17 protein-coding genes and 1 tRNA gene are annotated in these 16,994 nt (G+C 47.0%); 7 read left to right on the top strand and 11 right to left on the bottom strand.

Features of this window, described 5'->3' with window-relative positions:
* Window position 1 precedes the first annotated feature (1 nt).
* The 6 genes from prmA to pckA all read right to left on the bottom strand — a co-directional run bounded on the left by prmA (window position 2) and on the right by pckA (window position 5,943).
* The gene (prmA, locus tag B5X72_RS04625; RefSeq protein WP_079715665.1) at window positions 2–844 is read right to left on the bottom strand and encodes a 50S ribosomal protein L11 methyltransferase; all 843 of its coding nucleotides are present in this window, start codon (window positions 842–844) and stop codon (window positions 2–4) included.
* Window positions 845–863: 19 nt separating this feature from the next.
* A complete protein-coding gene (tpiA, locus tag B5X72_RS04620) occupies window positions 864–1,631 on the bottom strand; it encodes a triose-phosphate isomerase (protein ID WP_079715664.1) in 768 nt (255 codons plus the stop codon).
* Window positions 1,632–2,007: 376 nt separating this feature from the next.
* Entirely contained in the window at window positions 2,008–2,256 is a 249-nt protein-coding gene (locus tag B5X72_RS04615) for a type B 50S ribosomal protein L31 (RefSeq protein ID WP_079715663.1), read from the bottom strand.
* A gap of 138 nt (window positions 2,257–2,394) precedes the next feature.
* Window positions 2,395–3,039: a carbohydrate-binding family 9-like protein gene (locus B5X72_RS04610; RefSeq protein ID WP_079715662.1), complete on the bottom strand. Its 645-nt coding sequence runs from the start codon at window positions 3,037–3,039 to the stop codon at window positions 2,395–2,397.
* Window positions 3,040–3,071: 32 nt separating this feature from the next.
* A complete protein-coding gene (locus B5X72_RS04605) occupies window positions 3,072–4,193 on the bottom strand; it encodes a phosphotransferase enzyme family protein (RefSeq protein ID WP_079715661.1) in 1,122 nt (373 codons plus the stop codon).
* 133 nt (window positions 4,194–4,326) lie between these two features.
* Window positions 4,327–5,943, bottom strand: a complete 1,617-nt coding sequence (pckA, locus tag B5X72_RS04600; protein ID WP_079715660.1) for a phosphoenolpyruvate carboxykinase (ATP) — start codon at window positions 5,941–5,943, stop codon at window positions 4,327–4,329.
* A 291-nt stretch (window positions 5,944–6,234) separates the two neighbouring features.
* Between pckA and B5X72_RS04595 the strand changes: the two genes are divergently transcribed.
* Window positions 6,235–7,077, top strand: a complete 843-nt coding sequence (locus B5X72_RS04595) for an MBL fold metallo-hydrolase (RefSeq protein WP_079715659.1) — start codon at window positions 6,235–6,237, stop codon at window positions 7,075–7,077.
* Between the two features lie 62 nt (window positions 7,078–7,139).
* Here B5X72_RS04595 and B5X72_RS04590 read toward each other — a convergent pair whose 3' ends face one another.
* The 3 genes from B5X72_RS04590 to B5X72_RS04580 all read right to left on the bottom strand — a co-directional run bounded on the left by B5X72_RS04590 (window position 7,140) and on the right by B5X72_RS04580 (window position 10,534).
* A complete protein-coding gene (locus B5X72_RS04590; protein WP_079715658.1) occupies window positions 7,140–9,410 on the bottom strand; it encodes an aconitate hydratase in 2,271 nt (756 codons plus the stop codon).
* Between the two features lie 174 nt (window positions 9,411–9,584).
* Window positions 9,585–10,265: a ribulose-phosphate 3-epimerase gene (gene rpe, locus B5X72_RS04585; RefSeq protein ID WP_079715657.1), complete on the bottom strand. Its 681-nt coding sequence runs from the start codon at window positions 10,263–10,265 to the stop codon at window positions 9,585–9,587.
* A gap of 59 nt (window positions 10,266–10,324) precedes the next feature.
* Complete coding sequence (locus B5X72_RS04580) at window positions 10,325–10,534, bottom strand: hypothetical protein (RefSeq protein WP_139378533.1); 210 nt, start codon at window positions 10,532–10,534, stop codon at window positions 10,325–10,327.
* Between the two features lie 311 nt (window positions 10,535–10,845).
* Between B5X72_RS04580 and B5X72_RS04575 the strand changes: the two genes are divergently transcribed.
* From B5X72_RS04575 to arr, 3 genes are all read left to right on the top strand, one after another.
* Window positions 10,846–12,915, top strand: coding sequence for an HD family phosphohydrolase (locus B5X72_RS04575; RefSeq protein ID WP_176146097.1), 2,070 nt, complete (start codon window positions 10,846–10,848; stop codon window positions 12,913–12,915).
* Window positions 12,916–13,059: 144 nt separating this feature from the next.
* The gene (locus tag B5X72_RS04570) at window positions 13,060–13,857 is read left to right on the top strand and encodes a sugar phosphate isomerase/epimerase family protein (RefSeq protein WP_176146096.1); all 798 of its coding nucleotides are present in this window, start codon (window positions 13,060–13,062) and stop codon (window positions 13,855–13,857) included.
* A 178-nt stretch (window positions 13,858–14,035) separates the two neighbouring features.
* Window positions 14,036–14,488 (top strand): NAD(+)--rifampin ADP-ribosyltransferase, encoded by a 453-nt coding sequence (gene arr / locus B5X72_RS04565; protein ID WP_079715653.1) that lies wholly within the window; start codon window positions 14,036–14,038, stop codon window positions 14,486–14,488.
* Window positions 14,489–14,596: 108 nt separating this feature from the next.
* Here the strand turns inward: arr and B5X72_RS04560 are convergent.
* Window positions 14,597–14,686, bottom strand: a tRNA-Ser gene (locus tag B5X72_RS04560).
* A 181-nt stretch (window positions 14,687–14,867) separates the two neighbouring features.
* Between B5X72_RS04560 and B5X72_RS04555 the strand changes: the two genes are divergently transcribed.
* Complete coding sequence (locus B5X72_RS04555; RefSeq protein WP_079715652.1) at window positions 14,868–15,434, top strand: Crp/Fnr family transcriptional regulator; 567 nt, start codon at window positions 14,868–14,870, stop codon at window positions 15,432–15,434.
* Between the two features lie 58 nt (window positions 15,435–15,492).
* A complete protein-coding gene (def, locus tag B5X72_RS04550; protein WP_079715651.1) occupies window positions 15,493–16,083 on the top strand; it encodes a peptide deformylase in 591 nt (196 codons plus the stop codon).
* On the opposite strand, the gene B5X72_RS04545 is transcribed toward def, so the two are convergent.
* Window positions 16,080–16,469 carry a DoxX family protein gene (locus B5X72_RS04545; RefSeq protein WP_079715650.1) on the bottom strand — a complete coding sequence of 130 codons (390 nt, stop codon included), beginning with the start codon at window positions 16,467–16,469 and terminating at the stop codon, window positions 16,080–16,082. The genes def and B5X72_RS04545 overlap by 4 nt on opposite strands.
* Before the next feature lie 131 nt (window positions 16,470–16,600).
* Here B5X72_RS04545 and B5X72_RS04540 point away from each other — a divergent pair, with 131 nt between their 5' ends.
* Window positions 16,601–16,984 carry a winged helix-turn-helix transcriptional regulator gene (locus B5X72_RS04540; protein WP_079715649.1) on the top strand — a complete coding sequence of 128 codons (384 nt, stop codon included), beginning with the start codon at window positions 16,601–16,603 and terminating at the stop codon, window positions 16,982–16,984.
* Window positions 16,985–16,994 lie beyond the last annotated feature (10 nt).

Here is a 16,994-nt window from a genome sequence, read left to right as displayed (position 1 = left end):
ACTATTCTTTTTTAATAAACCGTGCTGCTACCCAACCATCCTGCTGCTTATGACGCTCGTAGATCAGCTGATGCTGGAGACCGGCGGCTTTAAGCAGTGCTAAATCATCGCCGTCATAAAAACCACTCATATATAGCATCCCATCTGGTTTCAACGAGCGGGCATATTGCGCAATTTGATCCAACAGAATATTACGATTGATGTTTGCCAATATGACATCCACAAGTTGGTCGGCCATTAAATCAACCGAACCGCATAAGGCAATGATACCAGGGGCACCATTCAGCACTTTGTTTTCTTCGACGCTGGCTACGCACACCGGGTCATTATCAATCGCCAGAACACGGGATGCACCACGCTTCGCTGCCAATATCGCCAATATCCCTGTACCACATCCCATATCCAGCACCGTCTTCCCTTCGAACGCTGTTTCCAGCATGTACTGTATCATCAAAGCGGTGGTCTGATGATGCCCTGTACCAAAGGCCATCTTGGGGTCGATAATGATTTCATACGGGTACCCGACTGGTGGCTGATGGAACGTCGCCCGCACATAACATTGATTTGCTACCACAACGGGTTCGAAATTGCCCTCCCAGACTGCGTTCCAGTTTTGCGACGGTATTTCATGCACCTGATAATCTACTTGAAATCCCATGGGTTGGTTTATCAACAATGCCTCCAAAGCTTGTAAATCAAGCTGTTCAGAGGCAATATACGCCGCAAACCCATCATTTCGGGGCTCGAAGGTATCGAATCCCATATGAGCCAAGCTATCAATCAGCAGATCCTGGTGCCAATCTTCACCACCATTGCAGGTGAAAATAATCGCGCTGTATTTCATGAAACAATCGCCTATCCGTTCAGTTATTGAATACCTTGACGATATCAATAAAATCACGGGACTTCAAGGATGCGCCCCCGATAAGGCCACCATCTATATCCGCTTGCGCGAACAATTCCGGTGCATTTTTCGGATTGCAGCTTCCCCCGTACAAGATTGTCAACTGGTCGGCAACGCTTTGATTGTATTGTCCGGCCACTTGTTGGCGGATAAATGCATGCACTTCCTGCGCTTGCTCGGGCGTTGCGGTCAGCCCAGTGCCGATAGCCCACACGGGCTCGTAAGCGAGTACAACCTTGTTGAACACTTCGCTGGGAAGATGGAAGACACCTTTTTCCAATTGACCACGGATGACATCAAAGTAACGGCCTGCTTCGCGTTCTTCCTGTGTTTCGCCAATACAAAAAATCGGAATTAAACCATGTGATAAAGCAGCATCTACTTTTTTACTAAGTAGTTCGTCGCTTTCATTGAAGTACGCACGGCGCTCTGAGTGACCTAAAATCACGTATTCAGCACCTGCGGACTTTACCTGAGTAGCCGATATTTCTCCGGTATAGGCGCCTTTTTCTTCGAAATAGATATTTTGAGCACCTATTGCTACACGGGAAGTTCCCTTAGCCAGCTGCGCAATGCCATGTAGATGGATAAAAGGACTGCAAACAACTACTTGCTGCTGGCCGACCACCTCATCCTTGGCCATATTGACAATCTCGGAAAACAGACTTATCCCCTGTTGAAAGTCGAGGTTCATTTTCCAGTTTCCGGCTACAATTTTCTTTCGCATGATTTTAATGTATAAATGATTAAATAAATTATTTAGCAACCCCTGGCCACAACACCTTTCTGTTCGTCAAATGTACGATCCGCGCGTTGATACACCAACATCGTGACCCCTAAGAATTTGACAAGTCAACAGGTCGCGAACCCCTCCGGCCCCACTCCATGAAAAACCCGGAATAAACGTCGATACCCCCCTGAGCCGAAGAATAGGGGTCATACCGATACACAAATCGGCCGCCCAACGTTTCAATGGATAAATCCCCGTCCCGCCTATCCGACTGATTAAATAGAACGACATGCATAGGTCTCCATTTAGAACGGCTAAAATAAAAAAGTCCCGATAAAATATCGGGACCAATATCATTAATCTAATGCCTGCCTTATTTCTTGTTGTAACGGTTACGGAACTTGTCGATACGTCCTGCAGTGTCGACCAATTTCATTTTTCCGGTATAATAAGGGTGGGAAGTGTGCGAAATTTCAAGTTTCACCAACGGATATTCATTGCCATCTTCCCATTTTATGGTTTCTTTCGTATCGATGCATGATTTCGTGATGAAAGCATAGTCATTTGACATATCCTTGAAAACCACTAACCTATAATTCGATGGATGCAAGTCTTTCTTCATTTTATCTATGAGTTACTAATATGCGTTATTGAGCGTGCAAAAGTAGCTAATATGATTTTAATTTCCAATTATTTCGCTGATAAATATTTTTCATAGCAATGAGATGCTCTATACCGTTCTGAGCGACAGACATAGTGGTCATTGAAAAAACAATTCGCCAAAACATCCGGGCACATGAAAGTTGGGTGTGGGGTGATTAATCCTGTTCCACGAAACGAAATGCGGCACGGGCAGTTCATCGCCACATTTATAAAAATTCCCTGTACACTGCATGCCAGCCAGGGATTTGATGCTGTGCGCATCAAATACGCTAAACGGCACATTCAGCACGAGTCGCCATGCGGTGTCTTCGCCATGTTTTTGTTTCGTTACGATGTGACTATCCGTATGTATACGTTCGACAAGGGACCTCGGCAACAGAGACCGCTCGTTTTCGGCTTCGCGGCCATACCCGATCAATCCTGTTCCCAAGCAGTTAAACTCGATGTTGTAATAATGCACATGGTCGAAAGATACGAAAAACTCTACACAGCTATCCTTATAAACAGGATCATTCGTGTTCCGGCGGTTCGCGATGGCATGTTTTTCGCTGACCTGATATACCAGCAACAGGCTATCCGCTGTATGGGCTATCTTGACATACACCGACGGTTTATATGGATAATCCGACCAAGCCACTTCATCCAACCTGAAGGCACTCAAACCGGCGAGAGCCGCCAACACCTCATCCGTAGATGAATGGTAGTTTACCCGATCCAGAAAAGGTATGACCAGTCCTTTCATATGTGTTCCTATTGACTTCGCTACAAACCCAGCTACGTATAACGTCCCGCTGTCCGATGAATGCAGTCCTGCAGCACATGTTCGTGGGCTTCAACCAGCTCAACCAATTTGAGCTGTGCCCTAGCACGCTGCAAATTGTGATCGGCGTGATGCGTCTTATAATAATGATCGCCTTCGAGAAAATCGGTAAGGAACCGCACAGCCTGCATATAAGGTAACAGCAGTATGCCCTCTATCAACGAGTTGACTTCACTCGCGGTCAAAAAAGAATCCGCCTCTTCAAAATAACCGGCGGTATAGGCTTCGAACAACGGGATATTCAATGTGATCTTACGCAAATCGGCTTCATCTTCGGCTGCACTGTTGATGATGGTGCGAATCGCATCGCCGAAATCGTAGGCCACATATCCCGGCATTACGGTATCCAAATCAATTACGCATTGTGCACGATCATGAACATCCAGTAAAACATTATTAAATTTCGTGTCGTTGTGCGTGATACGCAGGGGCAACTTCCCGGCAGCTGCAAGATTTAATAGGGTATGCATGCGGTTTTCGCGGCGTTTTATAAACGTTATTTCGTCAGCTACCCGGCATACCCGGTTTACCCGATCAGCAGCGATGGCACTGTCCAGTTTAGCTAACCGCTTGCCAATGTGATGGAAATCAGGCAACACTTCATGAATAAGGTGAGCATCCAAATCGGATAACAGCCGTTGAAATTGCCCGAATGCACGCCCCCCCTCCTTAGCTTGCAGCGGAGTCTCTACAATATCGTAACTTCGTGTGTTGGCAAGCAGGATAAACATCCGCCAAAAGTTGCCTGCCTCATCTCGATGATAAGTCAGCCCCGCTTCTGTTGGTATTAACGTCAATACCCGATCCGCTACGGGCAGATTATCACCGCCAAAGGAGTCATATTTCCGTTTTAAATGCTGCGTGACCCGCATGATGTTCTGCATCAGCGCCGGCACATCACCGAAGACGTGATGGTTGATTCGCTGAAGCAAATAATCGCTTCCCGTTCCACGCACATGTACACGGTACGTATCATTAATATGTCCTGAACCAAACGGCAGCACATTGAGCACATCGCCTTCAATAATGAATTGTTTTGCTAGCGTAGCGAGTTGCTGTGGATTAAAATTGCTCATAGCGATAACTGAATCGGCTTTATGCGTTCAAAATGACACGCAATATGCAAATTCACCCAGTAAAAACAATAGCTTTTCCACAAGCAATCGTTTGCGTGATTTTATCAAAAAAAGCCCACTATCGATGAGGGCCCTATACCGAAGGGTTGCCGGCAAGTACCGTCGGGGCGGCGGCCAGCACATCGTCGCTTACCGCATCTTCGAATTTCCTGAAGTTCGCTATGAAAAGCTTAGCTAACTGGTTCGCTTGGCCGTAATACGCATTTTCGTCAGGCCATAGCTGCACCGGATCCAGCACCGCATCCGGCACACCGGGGCAACTGGCGGGATAATGCAGCCCAAATACCGGGTGGGTCCGGAACGTAGACTCCTTAAGCACGCCGTTCAGGGCTGCCCTCACGATAGCCCGTGTATATTCCAGTTTGATACGACGACCAACGCCGAACGGGCCAGCAATCCATCCCGTATTGATTAACCACACATTAATTTTCCTGCCTGCCAACCTATCCCTTAACAGCTCGGCGTAATGCGAAGGGTGCAGCGGTAAGAAAGCCTCTCCAAAGCATGCCGAAAATACAGCCCTTGGCTCCTTAACGCCTACCTCTGTACCCCCAACCTTAGCTGTATAGCCGGAGATAAAATGATACATCGCCTGTGTGGTAGTCAGCAATGATACCGGGGGAATGACGCCAAAGGCATCTGCCGTGAGAAAGAAGATGTCCCGCGGCGCCGGTGCCATACCGGTTGGGACACTATCTGCCACATGGTGGATAGGATAAGCAGCCCTGGTGTTTTCCGTTTTTGAGACATCCCGGTAGTCAGGTACGCGCGTACCGGGGATGAAATTAGTATTTTCAACTAGCGCACCAAAGCGAACCGCCCGGAAAATCTCCGGCTCATCATCTTCATTCAGCCCGATGCATTTGGCATAACAGCCCCCTTCCAAATTAAAAATCCCTTTTTCGTCCCAACCGTGTTCATCGTCTCCTATCAACGACCGGTCGTGAGCAGCAGAAAGTGTGGTCTTCCCGGTCCCTGAGAGGCCAAAGAAAAGCGCAGTGTGCCCGTCATCATTCGTATTGGCCGCACAATGCATGGCGAGTATCCGTTTTTCGAGCGGCAAAATATAGTTCATTACTGAAAACATGCTCTTCTTAATCTCTCCTGTATAACCTGTGCCGGCGATCAAAACCACTTTCCACGTAAAGTTGATGACCACAAAATTGGGGTTATGCAATCCATGCTGCTCTGGTTCGGCGCAGGTATATCCCGGAGCCGCCAACACCGACCATTCGGGGCGCACTTTGGAATCTGGCGAGGCCGGCCTTACAAATAGATTGTTTGCAAAAATGCTCTGATAAGCCGTTTCAGTAACCACCCGCACATCAATACTATGGCCGGGATCGGCCCCGACGATGGCATCACGCACGAACACATCCTTATCTCGAAAGTACCGCCCCATTTGTTCAAACAGCCGCTCGAACGCCTCGCTGGTCAGCGGCTGATTATTGGAGCCCCACCACACCGTATTTTCAGTTTGCGCATCGCGGACAATGAACCTGTCAAACGGCGTGCGACCGGTGAAACGGCCGGTATCGACACATAGCGCACCGGAATCAGCAAGTTTCCCCTCGCTTCTTGCAACGGCCTGTTCAACCAGTTCTGCCGTTTTTTTCTGATAGTGTACATTTACGTTTTCCTGAATAAAAAGATAACTCAAGTCAAAAAACAACTTTGTATACTCATTCATAGCGTTTTATTTACATATTTTATTTACTTCTGTAGCGCAAATCGTAGCAAATGTCAGACTAAAAATTGGTAAAATAAAACAAAAAATCGCTGAAAATCAGTTTATTGTAAATTATACACTAAGACAACAAACTGACGCACAATACCGTTTAACGTTTTAGCCATTTTTATCAAAAAGAAAAAAATCAAGGACGATAATGCGGCATATTTATTGGCGTTTTACTTTTAAGTATGCATTTGCTATCTTTAGCAACTGACCAAGGCTATATTATAACATTAAGAATTAAAAACGATGAGGCTATATACGATTGATACCGGATTTTTCAAGCTTGACGGAGGAGCTATGTTTGGCGTAGTACCCAAGTCAATATGGCAACGGACAAATCCAGCAGACGAGCGAAACATGTGTACTTGGGCGACAAGGCTGCTGCTTATTGAAGACGAATCGCGCTTGATCTTGGTGGATACCGGTATAGGTAATAAACAGGGAGATAAATTTTTCAGCCATTATTATCGCCATGGCGATGCCACATTGGACAGCTCACTTGCCACCCATGGATTCCACAGGGATGACATCACCGACGTATTCATCACCCACCTCCATTTCGACCATGTAGGGGGCGCTATCATACGTGAACAGGGGAATTTAGTTCCTGCTTTCAAAAATGCCACTTACTGGAGTAATGAACAGCATTGGGACTGGGCCCTGTTCCCCAATCACCGGGAAAAGCCTTCCTTCCTGCAAGAGAACATTATCCCCATCTATGAAAGTGGCCAGCTTCGTTTCATACCCGTTGAAGACGGCGTGAAATTTACCGAGAACATTACCGTACGCTTTGCTTACGGCCATACCGATGCGATGATGCTGCCACAGATCAATTACAACGGAAAAACATTGCTTTACATGGCCGATCTTCTCCCGTCGGCGGGACACATCCCCCTGCCCTACGTGATGAGTTATGACGTCAGGCCGCTTACCACGATGGAAGAGCGAAAACACTACTGGCAGGAAGCTGTTGACAACGACTACGCATTGTTCTTAGAGCACGACCCCGTCAACGAATGTTGCACAATACAGCTTACCGAAAAAGGATATCGGCTTAAGGACACCTTTTCGCTGAACGAATGGCTATAAAAAATAAAAGCCATTCCGGCACACCGGAACGGCTTTTGTTTAGTTTAGTTAGTTAATTCGTATTACGCAGAAGCTTGGGTCTGGCGGATGATATTCAACGCCCCTCCTGCCCTGAACCAGCCAATCTGCTGCTCATTATAGCTGTGGTTGACGTTGATTTCGTCTACCGAGCCATCCGCATGGCGGATGACCAATGTAAGCGGCTTATTGGGCGCAAATTCAGTAAGCCCCACAATATCAAAGGTATCATCCTCCAATATCTTATTGTAGTCATCCTTATCAGCAAATGTCAAAGCCAACATGCCTTGCTTTTTCAGATTGGTCTCGTGAATACGGGCAAATGATTTGACCAATACCGCACGGACCCCCAAATGCCGGGGCTCCATCGCTGCATGTTCGCGAGACGAACCTTCGCCATAATTCTCATCTCCCACCACGATGGAACCGATTCCCGCCGCCTTATAGTCCCGTTGCGTAGCAGGCACCGGACCGTATTCATTCGTCAACTGGTTTTTCACGTAATCCGTTTTATCATTGAAGAAATTAACGGCACCGATAAGTAAATTATTGGAGATGTTATCCAAATGGCCACGATATTTCAACCAAGGCCCAGCCATGGAAATGTGGTCAGTAGTACACTTGCCTTTGGCTTTGATAAGCAACTTCAGCCCCGTAAGGTCTGTTCCCTCCCACGCCGGAAACGGATCGAGTAACTGCAGGCGATCAGAAGTGGGCGATACCGCCACGACAACGTGGCTACCATCTTCCGCGGGTGCTTGATAGCCCGGGTCTTCCACGTCAAATCCCTTTTGCGGCAACTCATCGCCAACAGGGGGGTCCAATTTCACTGCCTCGCCTTTGTCGTTGATCAATGTATCCGTAATCGGATTGAACGACAAATCGCCAGAAATGGCAATGGCTGCGACTAGCTCAGGAGAAGCCACAAACGCATACGTATTCGGGTTGCCATCCGCCCGTTTTGCAAAATTCCGGTTAAACGAATGAACAATTGTATTTTTTTCGGCTTTTTCAGCTCCCACGCGTGCCCACATACCAATACACGGGCCGCATGCGTTGGTGAAAATCGTGGCATCCAAATCGGTAAATGTATCCAGCAAACCATCCCGTTCCGCTGTATAACGCACCTGTTCAGAGCCGGGGTTGATACCAAATTCAGCCTTCCTGGCCAGCCCTTTTTCTACCGCTTGCTTCGCCACAGACGCTGCACGGGATAAATCTTCATACGATGAATTGGTGCAGGAGCCGATCAACCCCCATTCTACCTTCAATGGCCAGCCGTTCTTCGCGGCCTCCTCTTTCATTTTCGAGACCGGCGTAGCCAAATCCGGAGTAAAGGGACCGTTCAAGTGAGGTTCAAGCTCAGAAAGATTAATTTCAATGACTTGGTCAAAGTAAGCTTCCGGATCAGCATATACCTCCGGGTCCGCAGTTAAGTGTTCTTTGATAGCGTTTGCAGCGTCGGCCACATCCGCACGATTGGTGGCTCGCAGGTAGCGCTCCATGGACTCGTCGTACCCGAACGTAGAGGTTGTCGCCCCTATCTCTGCGCCCATATTACAGATGGTTCCTTTGCCGGTGCAGGACATGGACCGTGCGCCTTCACCAAAATACTCAACGATGCAGCCTGTCCCACCTTTCACGGTGAGGATACCAGCTACTTTCAAGATCACATCCTTGGGCGCCGTCCAACCGTTAAGCTTACCGGTTAGCTTGACACCGATTAATTTCGGAAATTTAAGCTCCCAAGGCAAACCAGCCATCACATCGCAGGCATCAGCCCCACCAACGCCAATGGCCAGCATGCCCAACCCGCCCGCATTGACCGTGTGCGAATCCGTTCCGATCATCATGCCGCCCGGAAAAGCGTAATTTTCCAGAACCACCTGGTGGATAATCCCTGCACCTGGCTTCCAAAAACCGATGCCATATTTGTTGGACACTGACGCCAGAAAATCAAATACCTCCTTACTTTCCGTGGTCGCAACGGCTAAGTCCTTTTCGGCGCCTTCCTTTGCCCGGATAAGGTGGTCGCAATGAACAGTAGAGGGAACGGCTACCCGAGGCCTTCCTGCCTGCATGAATTGCAACAGGGCCATCTGGGCAGTAGCGTCTTGCATGGCCACCCGGTCAGGCGCAAAATCTACATACGAAATTCCTCGTTCATACCCCTGGGTAGCATTGCCGTCCCACAAGTGAGTATATAAAATCTTCTCTGTAAGTGTCAAAGGCCTATTCACCACGTTACGGGCGGCAGCAATCCGCTCGGCGTACTGGGCGTAGACCTTTTTAATCATGTCAATATCAAATGCCATCTATTACTAGTAATTAATTATGATAAAGAAAAGACAAAATAACGGTCGATAAGGTGTCGTTATTTTTAAATTGTTGCGAATTTACAAAAAAAACAAGTTACAACGAGGTTTGGCCAATCGCCCGTTTAATTTGGAAATATTCTAAACAAGTTGATACGTATGGCAACGGGCCCTTTACGTCGAAATCAAATCCGGCGTTATGCGTTTGAGCTCAGCAATGGTATGGATAGGGTTTTTGGCAGCAAATATAAAGTTGCCTGCCACCAGCACATCCGCCCCTGCCTTCAATAATGCCAGGGCATTGTGGTTGTTTACTCCGCCGTCTATTTCGATGAGCAGCCCGTCATTTCGTCCTGCTGCCAATGCCCTCAATTCCCTAATCTTCCGATAGGTCGCTTCAATGAAGTTTTGCCCGCCGAAACCGGGATTAACCGACATGATAAGCACGAGATCTACATCATCCACAATTTCGTGAAGCTGGGCCACGGGCGTGCTCGGATTAATAGCCACGCCGGCGGTACATCCCATTTCTTTAATGGCATGTACCGTTCGGTTGAGGTGGGTACACGCCTCCAGATGCACGGTAATGTTGTCCGCTCCCGCAGCTTTGAATTGCTTAATGTAACGGTCGGGATGGGTAATCATCAAATGTACGTCCAGTGGTTTTTTTGCGTAGTGGGCTATGGAAGCCAACACCGGAAAACCAAAAGAAATGTTGGGCACAAAAACGCCATCCATAATGTCGATATGGAACCAATCGGCTTCGCTTTGGTTGACCATTGCAATGTCATCATATAAATGCGCAAAATCTGCGGACAATACGGACGGGGCAACAAGGTGTTTACGCTTGGGCATGACTTTTTTTGGCAAAGATAACGAATTGCTGCCATTGTCAGCCAAAGCGAGCGCCGTTATTATTTGTCGGCAAGGAAGTCGAAACGCTCCCCGAGCTCTGCAGGATATTTACCTGTCAAATCTTCGTCATTCGGAAGCCCTGTTTCTTGATGAAGATTACCACTGAGCAATCTGTTCAACAGCTTACGCACCAACGGATATTCAAACTCTGATTTATCCAGGGTGATGAGGTATGCGTTGTCCGTGATTTCAATACTAGATTTTGTCATGATGCGACTTTTTGTTTTCATCCGTAATTAATTACCCTTTATGGCCTCATGCCCATTTCAGGGTGAAAAATTACAACACAAATAATAAGCTATCATTAATTGCTATTTATGATACTGTTAAAAACAGGCTATTCGTCCGCCCATAATAAAAGCGTTTTGCTACATTTGCCACAGGTAATCCTCCGTTCCTTCCGTATAACGGATTATTTTAGTAAGTTTGAGATTAAAAATACGGCATCGTGGCACGGCTAAAAATTAAATATCAAGCAGCTCATAAAGGCGGGCGGTATGGTTATATACTCAAATACGGGATGATATTATCCAGTATTGTGTTGATTACCTTATTTTTACCTAAGCAGCCCCGCTTCAGGTATGAGTTTGAGAAAGGGAAAGTCTGGATGCACGAAGATCTGATATCTCCCTATAACTTTGCCGTTTTAAAAACGCAGGCCGAGCTTGAGAAGGAACGGGAAAATGTTTTAAAATCGGTATATCCCATTTACGACCACAATACCCAGATCGCTGAACAGCAAATTGCCCAATTCGAGGCTGATCTACCCGAAAAATGGCAGGCCGCTGGCTTGGATACGTTGAATATAGACGTCGCCACCTATGAACAAACGGGCAAAAAGCTACTGACGGATATTTACCGGCGGGGAGTCATTGCGCTGAACAACAAATTCCAAGGTGATCGTACACATTACAATTTTACGTTATTGACCGATCATGTAGCCAAACAAATGAATACTGCGGCTGTATTTACAACCGAAACCGCGGCGGAATATGTCAGCAAAACGATCAATGGCCGAACGGCCATCAAACAAAAAGAATGGTTCATCGATGTCATTGGCAGCTATATTTCCGTCAATTACCTCTTCAACGAATCGCTGACCGCAAGGCTGGAAGAAGACGCATTGGCCAGCATTTCCACGACAAGGGGCATGGTACAACGCGGTGAACTCATTGTGGCTAATGGCACCACGGTCAACAACGAAATCTACCAAAAAATAGAGTCTTTGCGGAAAGCTTACGAAGAAGAAGCGCGCATCGGAGGCAACCGCGCATTGGTCATGCTAGGACAGTTTTTCATTGTCGCCTTGGTCGTCTCGCTGCTCTTCGTGTTCATTTACCTCTTTCGCAAGGATATTTACCACAACAACCGGTTGATATTCCTTATCCTTATTGTCATTACCGGCATGCTGCTCGTCTTGTCTTGGGCCATTAAAATCAAGCTGCCGAGTCTTTATTACATCCCCTACTGCATTGTCCCCATCATTATACGGATCCTGTTTGACACGCGTCTGGCGCTGAATATCCACCTGCTTATGGTCCTGCTAGCCGCCTTTTTTGTGCCCAACAGTTTTGAATTTGTGTTTCTTCAGTTTTCCGCGGGTATGGTAGCCATATACAGCATCAAAACACTGGTGAAACGGGAGCAGTTCCTGATTTCATCCGCCATCATACTGGGCACGTACTTGATCGCTTATATCGGTATGGGACTGATGCGCGACGGGTCACTCGGCAACCTTTACTGGTCGGACATCGCGCCCTTTGTGTTCAGCGTGTTGCTCACCCTGCTGGCTTATCCGCTTATTTATGCGTTCGAGCGCTTGTTTGGCATTATTTCAGATGTCACCTTAATGGAGCTTACTAACAGCAACTCGAAATTGCTTCGCGAATTGTCATATAAAGCCCCCGGCACATTCCAGCATTCCATGCAAGTGGCCAATCTTGCGGAGGCGGCCATTTATAAAATCGGTGGCAATACCTTATTAGTAAGAGCCGGTGCCCTGTACCACGATATCGGTAAAATGTTCAATCCACAGTATTTTATCGAAAATCAAACCAAAGGACACAATCCGCATGACGGTCTTTCGTTCGAACAAAGTGCGCAGATTATTATCTCGCACGTCGCCAAAGGCGTAGAGCTTGCCAGAAAGAACCAGCTGCCCGAAGTAATCATCGATTTTATCCGTACCCATCACGGTACAACCAGGGTAGATTATTTCTATCAATCCTACATTAAGTCGTTTCCGGAAAAGTTCGTGGATGAGGATATCTTTCATTATCCTGGCCCTGTTCCCTTCTCGCGGGAAACTGCCGTCTTGATGATGGCCGATTCCGTCGAAGCGGCGTCAAGGAGTTTGAAGGAGCCCAGTGCACAAAGCCTGAATGATCTGGTTGATAAAATTATTGAATCCAAGCTGAACCAAAAACAACTTGTAAACAGCAATATCACCCTGAAAGACATCACCATGGTCAGCGAAATATTCAAAGATATGCTAAAGAGCATCTACCACGTACGCATTGACTATGACACCAGTGGCAAAAAAAGCAATACGACGACAAAAGTCGACATGGAGACGCCACACACAAACTGATTGCTGCTGGATATGCAAAAATATTCCCCTATTTTTGTGCATCCGTGTCTTGACGAAACGATAACCAATTTTACATAGGTCATAATGATCATGACGACTTCAATGTATTTGTCAACACCGGCGTGGCTTACCATAATATTCAGTATGTTCACGTTTTTGGGCTATTGCCAACATCCAAGACCTACGGTGGGCGTTTGCGCATCGGCTGCACAGCAAGAGGAAGCCCAACGGGCCGGTTTTGATTTTATGGTCCCCGGTGTCTCTCCTTACTTGTTGGCAGCCGCTGACGGCAACGAAATACATGCACTTCCCGTTTATGCATGCAACGTGTTTTTGCCCGCAAAGGCAAAATGTGTAGGGCCCGAGGCCAATGCAGAGGCTTTAATGGCTTATGCCGATACTGTGTTCCGGCGGGCACAGCAACTCAACGTCCCTATTATCATCTTTGGGAGTGGCGCCGCGCGGAGGATCCCTGATGGATATAGCCTCAATCAAGCGACGGAACAATTCGTTACGCTTTGTAGAAAGCTTGCCGACCGTGCTGCCACATACGGCGTAAAAATAGCCTTGGAAAACCTCAATAGCGAGGAAACAAACTTCATTACGACCTTGGAGGAAGCACGGCTGATTTGCGAGCAGGTGAATCGACCGAATTTCGGCATTAACGCAGACATCTACCACATGTTAAAGGAACGTGAGCCGGCAACGCAGTTGCAGAAGGCAGGAAAGCACATCGTGCATTGCGATATTGCTGAGCCGGAAAGCCGCACGCCTCCAGGCGTAGAGGGAACCGATTTTACCGCCTATCTGGAAGCTCTGAAAGCGATCGGCTACCAGGGAGGTATCGGTGTAGAGGCTCGCTGGACCGATTTCCCAAGCCAAGCAACGACAGCCTACGAAACACTGACCAGGCAACTCGATGCTGTTTATCGCACCCATTGAGTCGAAGGCTCAGATGCTGGGCGTACCAGAAGTTTCCCCGCAACGATATGCTTTGCCGGAAGATTTCTGATCGGTGACTGGCCAGAAATCCAATGGCGTGGATCCCCCGTGATGAACACGAAAACATCGCAATGGATAACGGGTTTAAACAATAAAAACAAACAAATGGCATAAGCTAATGACAACGGAACAAAACGACAAAGACCGGCTCACGAATGGACAGGGCGCAACCCCTTTCACTCAAACTTTTTTCCATGGGACAAAGGCAGACCTAAATGTTGGCGACCTAATCGAAGCAGGCTACAATTCAAATTATGGGCTGCAGAAAAACGCAAAATATATTTTCCTAACGGCGACGCTGGACGCTGCTATCTGGGGCGCTGAACTTGCCTTAGGTGACGGACGAGAGCGGATTTATTTAGTAGAACCAACGGGAGAAATTGAAGATGACCCTGATTTGACAGATAAAAAATTCCCAGGAAACCCCACTAAATCTTATCGCTCAACACGACCGTTCAGGGTTGTAGGCGAAGTTACGATTTGGCATGGACACCCAGCCGAGCAAGTTAAGGCAATGAAAGAACATCTTGATGAACTTAAAGCACAAGGTGTCAATTCGTTAAACGACTAATCGGAGAAACAACGACGCCCCGCTAACAACAAGCACAAAAACCCCAGCAAGCCATTCGCTTCACCTGGCAAACAAAAAAGCCCGACAATAGTCGGGCTGCCCCAGCTTTGGCGGTGAGGGCGGGATTCGAACCCGCGGTACCGTTTCCAGTACGACAGTTTAGCAAACTGTTCCTTTCGGCCTCTCAGGCACCTCACCGTTTTTGCGAGTGCAAACGTACTACAAAAAATCGAATTTGAAAAACTTGTATGTGAAAAAAGGTGAAAGAAACCAAATTTTTCCGGCAGGGGATTGTTCACCCAATCCATAACGATAGTGGCCAAAGCGGGCTAAATAAGATTTTGTACCTTTGTGACGTAGGCCGTCATCAAAAATCATTATGGGGCACATCAAAGCATATTACGAACAAATCACTGCAATAAGCCAAGCGGATTGGCAATACATTTCTGCACAATTTGAGCGGGTCCGCTTTTTAAAAGGTGAGGTGCTGACTGAAAAGGGAGACATTGAACGGTTCCTCTATTTTATTGAGTGTGGTGTGCTCCGCTATTATATCCCTGACGATGATGGCGAACTGACATTCGGCTTTTGCTTTAGCAAGGAATTTGCCAGTGCCTATGACTCCCTGCTGATGCAAAGCCCTTCAACGTACCGACTTCAAGCATTGGCGGACACAATCGCCTGGCGCATATCACACGATGGACTCCAAAAGGTATACGCAAAAACACAAATCGGTAACGTGATCGGACGGTATACCGCAGAAAGGCTATTTTTGGCAAAGAATAAGCGGGAACTGGAATTGCTTCGGCAGACCGCCAAAGAACGCTACCTCAATCTCTTTGCCGAGCAACCCGAGATTATCAAACGCATTCCACTCAAATACATCGCCTCCTATATAGGCATTACACCGCAAGCGCTCAGCAGAATACGCAGGCAGATTTGTTAACATCGGTTCATTGTGTCGGAAAGAGTTTCTGCGGATCTTTGCTGCAAAACTATTGGCAATGATACTATCCATCCGTCCTTATGGGCATCCTATACTTCGGCAAAAATGCGCCTCCATTTCCAGTGATTATCCAGGGTTGCAACCCCTTATAGACAGCATGTGGGAAACCATGTACAACGCTCAAGGGTGCGGATTGGCAGCTCCCCAAGTCGGACACGCCATCCGGTTATTTACGGTGGACAGCAAGACTAGCTATGAGAGCTATGACACAGCCGAACGTGAAACCTATTTTGCCGCCACTGACGAAGGTATCGTCGAAACGTTTATCAATGCCCAAATCATCGAGCAATCTGATGAAACCTGGGAAGATGAAGAAGGTTGCCTAAGCATTCCACATCTCTCCCAGAAGGTAAAAAGGCCTTGGCGTATAACCATCCGTTATGAAGACCGCCATTTTACGACGCGTACGAGGGTGTTCGGCGGTATCACTGCGCGCATGATACAGCATGAATATGATCATACCGAAGGTGTCTTATACCTCGACTATCTACAGCCGCTTACCAAGCGGATGCTGACGGCTAAAATCAAGCAAATTGCCCGACGACAACCGGTTGTAAATTATCCCATGCTGTACAAAAGTAACCGCTAAGCGTGGCCGCGAACGGTAAACGCCTTGGCAAACGTCTGCTTTCTCAAGTAGGCATAAGACACCAACAAAATCACCAAAGCTATCAGTGGTCCCATGACCATTGAAACCGGATCTCCACTGGCTACATGTGCAATAAATGCTGAAATAAACGTGATACCAAATCCCACGTAAGTCCATTCTTTCAACCAAATCGGCACAAAGGGCAGCAATAGCAGCAATACACCGATAATCTTAGCAACCCCCAGCTGTATCCTAAAATAGCTCGGAAAACCCAGATGAACAAAGCCCTGATTGATGTTGGGATCAGTAAAATAGGCATATCCGGAATATAACATCATTAAGGAGATTAATCCGGTAGCCAGCCAATAAATCAATTTCTGTTTCATATAATTATACGTTTAATAGTAACTACAAAGTTAGCATATACACACTATATATTTTATATTACTATACTAATGTATAGCTTATGTTATTATGCAAAAAGTGTATCTTTGCAAGAAAGGTATCAGCTCATTTCATGGAAGACTCTCACAAATTAGATCATTCAGAATGCCAGAATCGGATACGTCCCGTAAAGGAAGCTTTGGCATTTTTAAGCGGCAAATGGAAGCTTCCCATTATTCTCTCCCTTTGGCTTGGCAACAAGCGTTTTTCAGAGATATCAAAAGAAGTAAATGGCATCACCGACCGCATGCTATCCAAAGAATTACGGGACTTGGAAATAAACGGCTTTGTAAAACGTGTCATTCATGACTCCTATCCCGTGGTTGTCGAATACATCCTAACGGATTACGGCAAGACATTAAAACCCGTCATCGATGCTTTAGGTGAGTGGGGAGCATCTTATCACAGCCGGCCTGCCAATGGATCCAAGCGAGCCTCCCATCCCGATACGGAATAGGCCAGCAGTT

The organism is Parapedobacter luteus (assembly GCF_900168055.1).
Taxonomy (GTDB): domain Bacteria; phylum Bacteroidota; class Bacteroidia; order Sphingobacteriales; family Sphingobacteriaceae; genus Parapedobacter; species Parapedobacter luteus.
This window is presented reverse-complemented; position numbering and strand designations above follow the sequence as displayed.

Excerpts from the sequence above, each read along its gene's own strand:
- rpe (WP_079715657.1), bottom strand. The coding sequence starts at position 10,265 with ATGCCCAAGCGTAAACACCTTGTTGCCCCGTCCGTATTGTCCGCAGAT.
- prmA (WP_079715665.1), bottom strand. The coding sequence starts at position 844 with ATGAAATACAGCGCGATTATTTTCACCTGCAATGGTGGTGAAGATTGG.
- B5X72_RS04575 (WP_176146097.1), top strand. The coding sequence starts at position 10,846 with ATGATATTATCCAGTATTGTGTTGATTACCTTATTTTTACCTAAGCAG.
- B5X72_RS04590 (WP_079715658.1), bottom strand. The coding sequence starts at position 9,410 with ATGGCATTTGATATTGACATGATTAAAAAGGTCTACGCCCAGTACGCC.
- B5X72_RS04555 (WP_079715652.1), top strand. The coding sequence starts at position 14,868 with ATGGGGCACATCAAAGCATATTACGAACAAATCACTGCAATAAGCCAA.
- pckA (WP_079715660.1), bottom strand. The coding sequence starts at position 5,943 with ATGAATGAGTATACAAAGTTGTTTTTTGACTTGAGTTATCTTTTTATT.
- B5X72_RS04595 (WP_079715659.1), top strand. The coding sequence starts at position 6,235 with ATGAGGCTATATACGATTGATACCGGATTTTTCAAGCTTGACGGAGGA.
- tpiA (WP_079715664.1), bottom strand. The coding sequence starts at position 1,631 with ATGCGAAAGAAAATTGTAGCCGGAAACTGGAAAATGAACCTCGACTTT.
- def (WP_079715651.1), top strand. The coding sequence starts at position 15,493 with ATGATACTATCCATCCGTCCTTATGGGCATCCTATACTTCGGCAAAAA.
- arr (WP_079715653.1), top strand. The coding sequence starts at position 14,036 with ATGACAACGGAACAAAACGACAAAGACCGGCTCACGAATGGACAGGGC.
- B5X72_RS04570 (WP_176146096.1), top strand. The coding sequence starts at position 13,060 with ATGTTCACGTTTTTGGGCTATTGCCAACATCCAAGACCTACGGTGGGC.
- B5X72_RS04580 (WP_139378533.1), bottom strand. The coding sequence starts at position 10,534 with ATGACAAAATCTAGTATTGAAATCACGGACAACGCATACCTCATCACC.
- B5X72_RS04610 (WP_079715662.1), bottom strand. The coding sequence starts at position 3,039 with ATGAAAGGACTGGTCATACCTTTTCTGGATCGGGTAAACTACCATTCA.
- B5X72_RS04545 (WP_079715650.1), bottom strand. The coding sequence starts at position 16,469 with ATGAAACAGAAATTGATTTATTGGCTGGCTACCGGATTAATCTCCTTA.
- B5X72_RS04605 (WP_079715661.1), bottom strand. The coding sequence starts at position 4,193 with ATGAGCAATTTTAATCCACAGCAACTCGCTACGCTAGCAAAACAATTC.
- B5X72_RS04540 (WP_079715649.1), top strand. The coding sequence starts at position 16,601 with ATGGAAGACTCTCACAAATTAGATCATTCAGAATGCCAGAATCGGATA.
- B5X72_RS04615 (WP_079715663.1), bottom strand. The coding sequence starts at position 2,256 with ATGAAGAAAGACTTGCATCCATCGAATTATAGGTTAGTGGTTTTCAAG.